Annotated in this window: 10 protein-coding genes; 4 read left to right on the plus strand and 6 right to left on the minus strand. The window is 46.9% G+C overall.

Annotation, left to right across the window (positions count from 1 at the left end; all coding sequences use genetic code 11):
- Nucleotides 1–829 (minus strand): S41 family peptidase (locus ACOJS8_RS21145; RefSeq protein WP_420150540.1); only part of this gene is annotated, 829 nt, incomplete at its 3' end.
- 401 nt (nucleotides 830–1,230) lie between these two features.
- Between ACOJS8_RS21145 and ACOJS8_RS21150 the strand changes: the two genes are divergently transcribed.
- The 4 genes from ACOJS8_RS21150 (at nucleotide 1,231) to ACOJS8_RS21165 (ending at nucleotide 3,244) form a co-directional block, all read left to right on the plus strand.
- The gene (locus ACOJS8_RS21150) at nucleotides 1,231–1,407 is read left to right on the plus strand and encodes a VOC family protein (RefSeq protein ID WP_420150541.1); all 177 of its coding nucleotides are present in this window, start codon (nucleotides 1,231–1,233) and stop codon (nucleotides 1,405–1,407) included.
- On the plus strand, nucleotides 1,382–1,609 hold the full coding sequence (locus tag ACOJS8_RS21155; RefSeq protein WP_420150542.1) for a hypothetical protein: 228 nt from the start codon (nucleotides 1,382–1,384) through the stop codon (nucleotides 1,607–1,609). The genes ACOJS8_RS21150 and ACOJS8_RS21155 overlap by 26 nt, the downstream gene beginning before the upstream one ends.
- Nucleotides 1,602–2,447: a helix-hairpin-helix domain-containing protein gene (locus tag ACOJS8_RS21160; protein ID WP_420150543.1), complete on the plus strand. Its 846-nt coding sequence runs from the start codon at nucleotides 1,602–1,604 to the stop codon at nucleotides 2,445–2,447. The genes ACOJS8_RS21155 and ACOJS8_RS21160 overlap by 8 nt, the downstream gene beginning before the upstream one ends.
- A gap of 155 nt (nucleotides 2,448–2,602) precedes the next feature.
- Nucleotides 2,603–3,244, plus strand: a complete 642-nt coding sequence (locus tag ACOJS8_RS21165; protein ID WP_420150544.1) for a cupin domain-containing protein — start codon at nucleotides 2,603–2,605, stop codon at nucleotides 3,242–3,244.
- 207 nt (nucleotides 3,245–3,451) lie between these two features.
- On the opposite strand, the gene ACOJS8_RS21170 is transcribed toward ACOJS8_RS21165, so the two are convergent.
- From ACOJS8_RS21170 to ACOJS8_RS21190, 5 genes are all read right to left on the minus strand, one after another.
- Nucleotides 3,452–4,159, minus strand: a complete 708-nt coding sequence (locus ACOJS8_RS21170; protein ID WP_420150545.1) for an MOSC domain-containing protein — start codon at nucleotides 4,157–4,159, stop codon at nucleotides 3,452–3,454.
- Nucleotides 4,160–4,314: 155 nt separating this feature from the next.
- Nucleotides 4,315–5,229: an alpha/beta hydrolase gene (locus ACOJS8_RS21175; protein ID WP_420150546.1), complete on the minus strand. Its 915-nt coding sequence runs from the start codon at nucleotides 5,227–5,229 to the stop codon at nucleotides 4,315–4,317.
- 560 nt (nucleotides 5,230–5,789) lie between these two features.
- Nucleotides 5,790–9,278: a VCBS repeat-containing protein gene (locus ACOJS8_RS21180; protein WP_420150547.1), complete on the minus strand. Its 3,489-nt coding sequence runs from the start codon at nucleotides 9,276–9,278 to the stop codon at nucleotides 5,790–5,792.
- A gap of 14 nt (nucleotides 9,279–9,292) precedes the next feature.
- Nucleotides 9,293–10,327 carry a GntR family transcriptional regulator gene (locus tag ACOJS8_RS21185; protein WP_420150548.1) on the minus strand — a complete coding sequence of 345 codons (1,035 nt, stop codon included), beginning with the start codon at nucleotides 10,325–10,327 and terminating at the stop codon, nucleotides 9,293–9,295.
- Nucleotides 10,328–10,788: 461 nt separating this feature from the next.
- Nucleotides 10,789–12,291, minus strand: coding sequence for a RagB/SusD family nutrient uptake outer membrane protein (locus tag ACOJS8_RS21190; protein ID WP_420150549.1), 1,503 nt, complete (start codon nucleotides 12,289–12,291; stop codon nucleotides 10,789–10,791).
- Nucleotides 12,292–12,390: the final 99 nt, after the last annotated feature.

Genomic DNA, 12,390 nt, shown 5'->3' on the forward strand with positions numbered 1-12,390 from the left:
CACTACTAGCCCCGCCACTATCAATCAAAAGAGCGATCTGTTGAGGCATCCGGGCCACACTGTCCCGGCGAACGGTGCGTCCTGGATAGCTAATGAGTTTGCCTCCTACCTTTTCTGTAACACCCGCGTCAACAATGGGTTGCGTATAGATCAAGCGGATAAACTCATCCCATGAATCTAAGCTACAACACCCCCCTGCATTACCCCGTAGATCAATAATGAAATAGGGAGTTTGACCAATGACCTCTTTATGTTGCGTCAATACGGTGTTGAAGGCAGAGTCAGCCACGTTGAATGAGCTTAGTTTTAAGTAATAGAAGTTGGAGTCAATGACCTTAAAACTCAGGTTAGGAAGCTGCTTCTGTTGGGTTAATAAATCGACGGTTTGGGCTAGCTGCGCCGGCTTTTCAAACCTGGCCACTGTTCGTACCCAGTAGCCACCAAAACCGGAAAACTTAAGAATATCCCCCTGTAAAGAGGCCGTGTAGTTGGCGGGGGTAAAATTCTGGAAGTAGTAGAGGGCCTCAAATCGTTTTGATGACGTCTGTTTTAAGCTAAACTTGACCAACCCAGCCTGCCAGTTAGCCACCTTTGCGCTGGCAATAGTGCCGATATATTGATCAGGGTCTTTCTTGTCGCGGTGAATGGATACTTGATACAGATCATTGATATCGCGCCAAATGCCTTCGACGGGGGCTAGGCGAGTTGGTTGTCCTGATAGATAGTGGCGGATCTGATCAGCTGACTCCTTGGCCTTAACCGGTGTTCGGGAAGCGGCTGTTTGGTCAGTGTAGTGAATGGTAAAGTGGTCATCTTTAAAAAAGGCCACGTACTTTTCTAATAGGGGTAGGCAAGCGGAAGGTGAAGCCAGCCGAGCTTGCTGATAAAGGCTTTGGCGTAGTTGATTGTGTTGGGCCAAGGCTTTACGTGACGTCTTATCCTCAAAGCCCGCGTACCGGCTTTTAGCCACGTTAATTAAGGCGTTCAGATTGGCTTGGCAGCTACAACTATCCGTTGGTTGGGCATGTCCCCAAGTAGACAGTATACTAAGCGAAATAAGCACGAAAAGGTGTTTCACACGAGTGAGGGATAGGGGCTGGAGAAATTCCAATCTAGGGAAAAGTAATGATCTTATCAAAGGCTTGTTCCATAATCCACTTTGGCAATTTCAGCACATGTCCGCTTTCCCCTTTCCCCTACTTTTGGACAAACGATCAACCCATTCAAGTAATGAAATCCATCTCGCCAAACATCTTCGTCAATGACTTACAAGCCACCATCACCTTTTACGCTAAACTTGGCTTTACACTCACGGATGAAGTGACTACTGCCGAAGGCGAAAAAGGTATTTGCCCTGATGACCAACGGACGTGTCTCCTTCATGTTTCAGAGCTTTGCCAGCCTTGAAGGCCAGCACCCGATGGTGAGTCGTGCCGATGGCGGATCGCTTTTGTTGTACATCACAGTAGATAACATCCGTCAGTATTATGACTATATCAACGAACGCGTGACCGTGCTCACCGGCCTGGAGAAAACGGTTTATGGGGCTACTGAATTTTCGCTCTGCGACAATAATAGTTACCTGCTAACTTTTGCCCAACATGACTAAAGAGCAACTCAATCCACTGGCAGTAACACCCGCAGAAGTGAAAAAGCTGCGGGCGCTGAAACTCAAAAAGAGTGAGATGCACCTGCACACAATAGAGGTATTGCAGCAGCTGCTGGATACGTCAACGATCAGGGCGATGGAGCTGTTTGCGTTATCTGCGTTTCAGAGTCTTCCCTCAATCGGGATACGCTTCGCCCATGACTTGATCTGGATGGGCTATTATTCCCTACACGACCTAAAGAGTGAGGACCCCGCAAAGCTCACCGATCAATACGAATTGGAGAAAGGGGTATGGACAGATCCCTGTGTTGAAGATCAGTTTCGGCTTGTGGTCCATTATGCCAACCATCCAACTAGTAAGCTCAATTGGTGGGACTTCACCCCCGAGCGCAAAGCCTTCCGGGAAAAAAACGGTTATCCTTCTACGCGGCCAAAGAAGCCTTGGTTTGAGTTAGCTCAATACCAAACGAGCAAACGAATAGCGGCCACGCAGGAGGCCACCCAAAAAGACCTGCATAAAAAACTGAAACTCGCCTTGGCCTACATGACCAACCATCCAGCCGAAAAAATCACCGTCGCTCAACTGGCAGACTTAGCCCACCTCTCCCCCTATCATTTCATCCGCTGCTTCCGCAGCGCCTATGAACTGACCCCAGGGCAATACCTCACGCGACTACGACTAAAGCAAGCCTCTCTACTATTAAAGACATCAGCTGCCACCGTAGGCAACATCGTTCCCCAATGTGGTTTTGAGAACGAAAGCGCTTTTATTCGCTTGTTTAGAAAAGAGTTCAGAATGACACCCATAGCTTACCGTAAGCAGTTTGGAAAGAAGTAACCTTCTGTTCACCTCTGCGTACCTTCTTCTGCTTCCTATAAAGATTCTTTCTGATCAACTCGCCTTCAATAGCGCAAAATAGACGTTTTTCAAGATTAGGGCTAAGACGATTTGTTTCTCAAAAAAACGCTCCTACTGAGACGAAGTAGCGTTTTGTGATCTTCACGTTTTCATGGCTGTCATATTTCATCAATACCTACTTAACCCCTACTGAAGAACTTTGTCTCGGCCAACACATCGTACGTCTTTTAGTAGATCCGCTGTGTTGGCTACTTCCAGCACTAGTGGTAGACTTAGGCTATTTATTAACTTTAATAGCTTTTAAAACCAGCGGCAGTATGTCTCCGTCAACAGGACCAACCATTACCTCCCGCCAAGGGGCAAGATGTATTCAGATAGGGGATTGTAAAACCACGTTTCTGGTTAGCCAAACCGACACGGGCGGTCTATATTGTATGGTTGAGCATGATTTACCCGCTGGCTTTCCAGGGCCGCCACCCCATGCTCATCAAGTGACGACTCACACCTTTTACATTGTTGAAGGAAGTGTTACGATTGTGGTCGATGGTAGGATCATTGAAGCGACGGCCGGCACCTCTGTGTATATTCCCGCCGGAAGCGTTCATGGGTTTTCCAATCCAGGCCAGGCGCATGCCCGTATGGTGGAGATTGATACGCCGGGCAGTTTCCAGGACTACTTTGAGGCGTTAGGACAAGAGTTCCCGGCAGGGGAACCGATTGATCAGGGGCGCATGGTCCAGCTTCAGCAGCAGTATGATTTCCGAGCAGCTAACTAACGAGCCCACTTGAGATAAAAGGCGTTTGCTGTCTGTAAAATGGACGTTTTCGTGAACGGTTTTTGTTATGTCTCGTCCTGATTGGAAACCGAGGTTTTAGGAACGATTGATTTTAGGAATAAGAATTAAATTTTAAAAATTATCAACCACTTTCCGTAATGTAAATAGCTGGTTGCACCATTTTTTTACGAAGTCATTGTTTATAAGTTAAGGCGTAAACATCCGCTTCAACGAATCCGGTAGGTGTGGCAAGGCAACCAGTCGAGCCAGCAAGTCAGCATCGGCCTGGCGCTTTAATACGATCTGGGACACCGTTTGAATGGTAATATCCGTGTTGGCTGCTTCGATCAAGGTTATCACATCACCAGCCTGCACAATACCCGGTTCAACGACGCGAAAATAAATGCCGGAGCGTCCCCCTCGAGCAAAGTGGCGAGTCATGCTGGGATCATCAAACCGAACGTTCAGTTTATAACATGGGAACCGGGGTTGTACTGCCCGTAGTAACGTTGACCCGATTCGAAACAGATCGCCGATTCGTACTTCCGATTCCAGCAGAGCTTCTGTCGTCAGGTTCTCTCCGAATAAGCCAGGTGCCCAGTCCGCGCGCTCAAGTTGGTGCTGCCAGTAGGCGTAGTGTGCATTATCATAGGCATAGACTGCCTTATCCGGCCCGCCGTGCACCGTTAGGTCAGCCTGCCCATCCCCAACAAAGTTGAGCCCATTCAGTGATACCGCCCCCTGGATAGGTTGCTTGAAGATACCTGTAGTAATTGTGCGCCCAGCCCATTGGACCGATCGTGGCAGGCCTACATTGACCGAAAGAACGTGCATGAGCAGTACGATGGAGTAAGAATTGGTAATCAGGATAGTATTGATACGGCGCTCGGTGGGTTGGATAGAGAGGCCATTCATACGGCAAGCATTAATCACTAAACACCGACCGTCCTCCTTTATCGTTAATGCCACGCACGCATCATAATTGCCAACTAAAGAATTCCCATTTGTCTTGGGTGTTTTTTTAAGCACATATAAGGTAGTAGCGACCCCGAGCCGAGGGTTATGTGTACTCAAGGCATATTCTTCTTCTCAACCCGCCAATTCGAGTTCTTGGAAAGACCAGCCGGTTCACCTCTAAACCACTGGCCAGCAGCCCGGTCACCTTTCAACTGCCAGTTGTACCAAGCGGTAGCAACCTTGGCAAATTCGCCCCCATGCGGCTGGCTGTAGGTTCCCCCATGGCCAACATCCATATTGGCCATAAAAACCGGTACATGATTAATACGTTGGTAATCATTCATGCCATTGGCGTAGGCAATGTCCTTTTCTCCACCCAGAATATATAGGGTTGGTGTATGAAGCTTGCCCAGGTTTTCTTTCGTCAGGTTGGGCATGCCACTTCTACCGTTTCCAGGAGTGCTGAAAATACCACTATTACAAACCACGACGGTGCTCACTCGGGGATCCGAGGCCACTTCCAGCGTTTGCAGTCCACCGCAGGACATGCCGCTGACGGCGACTTTGGTCACATCTAGTTTCTGGTAGTACGGGCTTTTTTTGTCCCCATTCTGAGCAACTGCCCAATCAATGGCGTCAACAAGCTGGGAAGAGGTCGATTTGCCACTTCCCTTTTCCCCTTCTAGGGGCATGGGGCCGATGGCCACCACTAAAAAACCATAGGAAGCTACCTCAGACAAAAAATTGACATGCTCCCAGGGTGAATTAGCACAGGCACCATTGCCCCAGGCAATGATGGGCAGTTTATTATTTTTGCCAAAAACACCCAGCTCTTTCGGGCGGAAGACCGTGTGGGTGGGTAAGCTACTTTCGGTGAGCATCAGGGCGCTATGGGGACCCGTTCCTCCGTCCTCGACAACCCTAGACGCCACTTGACTGGCGGGCAATTGCCCTTGGGCATAGCCAGAACTGAAAGCGCCCAGTAAAATTATGGACAGTACCGCCACGATAAAAAGTTTCTTATTCATCCGATTTTAAGTTTGAACGCATTAGTTAAGTCAAGTCATCTCGGACCAAACCCGACGAGATGACCGATCGGTCCACCGGCCAGCCTTTGGAACTTAGTAAAAAGCCGTGACAAACCATTGAATGCCCTTCTTGGCTGTATTAAAAGTAGATTAATTGCCTATGATACTATAGATACAGCAACATTATCCGGATACATGAACAGGTTGGCATCCGGAATGGCTAGGCCTGTGGCCTTGGAATGATAGATAGCTTAATTTTTAAGCGTTCTGAATTGTCTTGTCGTGATTCTATCGGAGGTTTTATTGAACGATTTAAACTGAACGACATGTTCGCAAAAATCCTTTATTTATAGTCCATTAGGTAGTAATCACGATTTTTAGTTACCCTTTTACTGAACGAAACTAATCTAATTGGTAAATGAAATGATTAGCCTATTCATAGATTTTGATCATTTTGGGTTATCAACAAACATCTACTATTATGATTTATAGGTGTATTGTCCGTAACTCATTTGTAATCTCTTGATTCCCTAATGATAAACAGAGTAATAATCGGATTGTCAAATGTTCCTTCTTAATACATTCAGTTGACTGCCATTATTGCCAATTATAAGCCAATGTTCGCCATTCCTACGCCGAAGTTGAACAATAGATTTTGCGTCCCTGTCGGCTTTTAGGCCATTATTTTTGCTTACAACAAATCCGCCCTGAGCATCGCCTAGCAGTAGTATGCCTTTCGAGGCATCGTACCAACCGCCAATGGTTTCCGATGCGTACGAATTGCCAATTAATAGGGCATCTTTGTGCCCATCACAATTAAAATCATCGACTATAATACCGTATATAGGAGCAAACTGGGTTTCCTGTGGAAGCGGGTGTGCCTTGAATTCACCTCCAACATTTTCAAGGTAAATACTTTGAAATTCAGTCGCCTTGAGGTGATAAGCTGATTTGAGTTCATCTTCGGTAAATGATTCTTTGAACGTAGCATTTGCATACGTATCGAAATTCGGGAAACGGCGTTTCATGGATGGAATCTGCGCCGTCAGCAAATCGCGGGTTTGGCGTATCCATTGCTGACCACCGTTGTAATACGTCATGATCGGGTCGATACGTCCGTTTTTGTCGAAATCGGCGGCAAGCAACTCTACTGGCTGTTCGGGCGACGCTTTGTACTTCGTATTCAATCCCAGGTTTCCGGCCATCAAGTCCATGTCGCCGTCGTTATCAAAATCGGCTGTCACAATCGTATTCCACCAACCAGTAGCATAGAGCCTGGGAGTTTGGGCAGTGGGTTTAGAATGTAGCAAATATTGTCTCATGTTTTGCCCTTTGCTCAATGTCCTTTGCGCCAGGCTACCTCGCAATACCATCACCGGCATCCATTCGCCGCAGAGAGCTAAGTCTTGCAAACCGTCTTTGTCGAAGTCGGCCCAGACGGCGGAAGTAACTAGGCCAATGTTTTGCAGTTCAGGAGCAATCTGCGCTGTTACATCGATGAATCGTCCACATTCATTTTTGAGAATAAAACTTTTGGCAGGCATCGGATATTGTCCCGGAATAAGTCGACTTCCACGAAACAAATCCAGATCACCATCACGATCATAATCACAAGCGGTTATGCACGAACCACTGACATTAATGAGGGGTAATCCTTGATTAGCCAGAATAAAATTTCCTTTTCCATCATTCAAATAAAGTCGGTCCTGATAGGCGTCTGATGGGCCATTTGCGTGGCTTCCTCCACTCACTACGTACAAATCCAGATCACCATCCTGATCGGCATCGAAGAACAAAGCGCCTGTATCTTCCTGATTTGCACCTTTTCCAATTTCGATTTTCTTGAAATGACCACTCGACTGCTGGAAATACAGATAACTTTTCTGACCAAAATCCGAACCAATGTAGATGTCCTCCAAACCATTTCCATCCACATCAGCTACAGCCATCGGTGGGCCATTTTGCGAGTGCTTGTGCGGAAGTAAAGGGGTCTGTGCAAAGTCATTGAACTCACTTTCAACATGAACGTAATCCAAGCCAAACTCAGCAGTTGGATTTTCCTGAAAATAAGCGAGCAATGTATCGCTACGCCGTTTATACTTTCCAATTGGCTCGTAGTCAATGCGTAGCACCTGATTCGGTTGCACATTACGTAATACTTGATACGTACCGTTATTCCAGATAACCTCCACAGAATCAACCTCCGACGTAGCACCCAACCCGAAATGCAGAAAATTTTCTACCGACGATACGTACCCGCGGGTTGGATTAAATTCCGCCGTTTGCGTATGCTCTCCGTAATGCAAATTTACGCGGGTTCCCTGCGACGGATTTCGCTTAAGCGCCAGCCTCAGCCACGAGTGGCCCTGCTCCCTTTTACTCACGCTCTCCGCTTTCTGCACTGCGCTATTTTCATATACAAACGCTTCATCATCAATGGTATTGATCACTACATCCAAGTCACCGTCGTTGTCTAAATCAGCATAAGCGGCTCCATTTGAGAAATTTGGTGATTCGAAACCCCATTGCTCCGATACATCTTCAAATGTCAGATTACCATCCGCTCCCCGGTTTCTATAGCAGAAGTCGGCCAGTTTTACATCTGGAAGTTCCATCAGTTTTTTGTAGGCTTTATTATTTTTTTCTTGCTCATCGCCGAAACCACCGGCGTGTAAATCGGCCAGATAAGCGGTAAAATCCAGATTCGTTACGTCGCGTCGATAGCCATTGGTAATCAGTAAATCGCGATAACCGTCATTATCAAAGTCAGCAAAAAGCGGGGCCCAACTCCAATCCGTTTTATCCACTCCTGCGAGTTGGGAAATTTCGGAGTAAAGTGGGGTAGGGGGCAGGGAGAGTTGAGTAGCGGGTTTCCGAGACCGGATCTTGTTTGTTTCAGCGTGAAGTTCAGTGCCTTTCGCTCCATGCCCTATGCCAAGCTGTAACGTATTGCGCATGTACTGCGGTTGGTAGCCCATTTGTAAATCCATACGGAAACGGTCGTAATTGTAGCCGGGCAACATCATTTTCTGTCGTTGATTCGTATTCGGTAGCATATCGACGACCATAATATCCGGCAGCAAATCGTTGTTGATGTCGGCAATATCGACACCCATCGCATTGTGCGTCTGGTGTTTCAGATACTCACCCGCCCGATTTGTGAACGTACCATTTTGATTATTAACCCACACCAAATCGTTCGACAGAAAATCATTCGCGCAGTATACATCTTCCCACCCATCGCCATTTAGATCGGCAATAGCAATACCTAACCCATACCCCTCCCTCAGAATGCCAGCTTCGCGAGTGACATTTTTAAAGAGCGAATCGGAGCCCCGATTCGCTCTTTCTACACTCATATTCCGATATAACCGGTCATTGCTGGGCGCTTCTCCGTTGACCATTTTTGGACGTAATGCATTGCGGTTATAGCGGTCGAGGGCGTTGGTCAATATGTAGGCATCCAAATCGCCGTCGTGATCGTAATCGAAAAAGGCGGTTTGGGTACTGTAGCCCGTGTCATTCAGGCCGTATTGTCGGGCTAGTTCTTTAAAGCGAACAGGGGCACCTTTCTTTTTCGTCTGGTTGATAAACAGTAGGTTGGCACGTTTTGTCGTGTCTTTGTGGTAACCGGCTACGCTCACGTAAATGTCCTGCCAGCCGTCCTGATTCAGATCAACAACCGTAACGCCCGTACACCAGGCATGCGTCGTTACGCCCGCCGATTCCGTTACGTCCTCGAAACTGAGTGGGTTTTCGGTATCCTTTCCTTTGCTCAGATACAGTCGGGAAGACACTTGATTTCCCGTAAAAAATACATCCTGCCAGCCATCGTTATTGAAATCGCCAATACCGACTCCACCGCCGTTGTAGAGGTATTCAAATCGCAAAATATTCACCGAATCCGATTCCTGAATTCGATTATTGAACGTAATACCCGTCTGGGATGAGGGTAGACGACGGAACAGTTTTGGTATTGAAGGTTTATGCCCAACGGCCCAGGCCAGTGAAGCTGCTACTGGAATCAGGAGCAAAAAAAGTCTTTGCATGATTCAGGAAGGATTTACAACGACCCTCGATCGATGAATTGCATCGGAATACGTACTGTCTGTTTCTGGTTCTGCGCAATGATGCTCGCCAGATTCCGTCCAATCGCTGCTACATCGGTTTTTATCACCGAAATACCTCCACCCAGCACCGCTTTATAACTGGCATCGCTGAACGCTACAATGCCTAGTTCATGACCTAGTTTCAAGCCTTTTCTATCTGCATCCTGAATGGTAGTAATTAGATCATCATCATCTACGAGCAGATAAGCCGAACCACGTTTTAATGGTGCTTCCCGAACGTCGTCCAGCACCTGACCATTCAGATTGTAGGCTTCTGTAAATTCAAGGAATGCACTGTACCAATCGGCGGGAATGTATTCGTTGTCTGTCGTGACGAAATTCAGTGTGTGATAGTTACGGAAAGCTGATGCGTTTGCTTCAAGAATGGTTCGGAAATGTTCACCACAGCCGAAACGTACTGACGCACAATTTCGCGGAGCTGTAGCAGTTGATCCATCTAAAAAAATAAGTCTGTCGGATGGGATTTTTTTCAAAAGGTCGCTTAGATCGCAGATTTCTCCCAGATGGTGAGGCATCAGAACGAAATAATGATAGTTACCAGCCTGTTTTTCCAACCCATCCAGCAGATAATCGCGCTGATACTCGTAGGCGTAAATATCAACCTTATACGACTTGCCCAGATACTCGCTAACTGCCTTAAAAATAGCCCGGTTGGTTTCGCTAATGGCACCCGTCAGAAACAGAACCCGTTTGACAATTTTACCGTGCGAAATAAAAAATCCCTTGCGATATAACGACGTAATGTGGCCGCTTTTGAGCAGGTTGCAATATGCTTTTTCGACTGTAGCCCGCGCCAAATAGTACTCTGCGCTGGTTTCGTTGATACTCGGCAATCGGTCACCGGGTTTGAAAATACCCGCTTCGATTTGGGCAATAACGCCGTTGACTATCTGTTGAAATTTGGGCGTTTTTCCGTTTTCGTCTATTCGTAAAAAGGACTCGTTGCCAGTTGCAGTTCCCCCAATCATAATCATTTCGGTTAATGATTTATTACATCCAGCCGATGCCCAAAACCAGCAATAGCATGATCAGTAGGACAATGAAAGCTTCGAGCAAATAGCTATGTTTGTCGCTCAACAGCTGCCTGAATTTGCTCCTACAATGCCGTATTAGTTGGGTAAAGGCCATAGGCTGATACCGAAACGAAAGTAGATGTATGGTAAAGATTAGACTTGGACGATATGCGCAAAAATTTGGACGATAATTACAAACGGGCATTTTAAACGAAGTTTTTATAAAAACAGCCCAGATACATAGTGTCAGGGCTGTAGATTATAAACCTATCTTATACAATTTCAATAGGGCTTTTACCAACCTAGTTTTAAGCCCCCGCTGCTGTGAGGATACAGCAACTAATTCAGGAGGCAATATTTTACTGAGGTACAGGTAGCTGTGAAAACACAACATTGGGGTTATCTGTTTTCACCCACTAATATCCCGGATTTTGCTTGACATTCGGGTTGAGGTTCGTCTCGATGTCAGGGATGGGATAGTATAGATTTTTTTCTACCTTGAAGGCTACGTCGTTACGTGCCGAACTCCAGTTAAAGGAAGCCAGATTGATTTTACCAGCCATGTGCCACCGACGTAAATCAAGCCAGCGCCCGCCTTCTTCGCCAGCTAGTTCGCGTAAACGTTCGTTCATGATCCAGTCGAAAATCTTGGCTTTGTCGGTTTCCGTTGCCACAAAATTAGCCGGCGACGTACCACCTTTTACCATCTCGCGGGCGCGGGTACGTACCTGATTGATCAGACCAATGGCTTCGGATGTAGAACCGCCTGATTCAAGAATAGCTTCAGCTTTTAAAAGCAGTACGTCGGCATAGCGAAGAATGCGTGGATTATTGACCGAAGCAACACCTGACTGTGATTTCTGATCGCCTGTGTGCCAGTACTTATAAAAACTCAGCGTTTTAGGATCTAATGTAGAAGCGATACGTGGGTCACCCGCGTCGAAGGCTTGTGCTAATTTCTGCGTGGCGATATATGGCGCTTGTCCGCCCAATTGCGAGCTGTTTTCGTACCATCCCCAGAACGCCGACGTAGAGCCAACACCGTTCCGCTGAAAATCATTGGCCAGCCAAACGTTATCAAAATCGGGCTGCGAAGCCTGAAACTCAAACAGCGACTCAGCATTATTCTCGGTTTTTACATCGAAATTATCGTTGAAATTCGGCACCAGACTAACGCCTGATATCTTGTTAAATGCTGCGATGGCTGCCGTAAAATCAGCCGCTGCTTTTTTCGCCGAACCTCTGAATACCAATGCTTTCCCTAACAGCCCATTGGCCGAATTGCTGGTTACGCGCCCCCGGTTGGCGGCATCCCAGGTAGCTGGCAATAACGTAGCAGCATCAGTGAGGTCTTTAATCGCCTGATCGAGCAGTTCGGTATCTTTCGAGCTGGGTGGCGTGATTTTATCCGGCGTCTGAATCCGTTCCGTAACCAAAGGCGACGTACCGTAGTAATTCCAGAGCAGGAAGTTCGTGTAGCCCCGTAGGAAAAGCGTTTCACCACGTAGCCAGTTTTTCAGATTAGCCGTTTTGATAATCCCTTTTTCCGCATCTAGCTTTTGTAACGCCGTATTAGCTCGGCTAATCAACTGATAAGCAATCCGATAGAATGCCTGATTCTGGCTTGTTGATGGTTGCAACGTACCAAAAATCTCGAACGCATACGTACCTGTTGACGTAATATCATCGCCCGGTAACTGCCAGAAACCGTGAATCGGACTATTAGCGTTAAACCAGTAATAATCAGTCAGTTTAGCATATACACCCAGCACCGTCTTGTTAAAATCAGACTCTTCAGTGAAATACGATGCCTCAGTTGGTGAAAGTGGTTGCAGGTCCAGGTTTTTCTCGCTGCAACTCGCGTAGAATAGCGTCGTAAAAACGACGGTCAAGACAACGATTATTGAATATTTTTTCATGTTCAGGAATTAGAAAGTAGCCGAAATACCCATAGTGATCGAACGTACCGGCGGAATCAAATCGCTGCCACCACGGTCAACGTCTTCAGGATCAAGGCC

The sequence above is a fragment of the Spirosoma sp. genome (assembly GCF_048594605.1).
GTDB lineage: Bacteria > Bacteroidota > Bacteroidia > Cytophagales > Spirosomataceae > Spirosoma.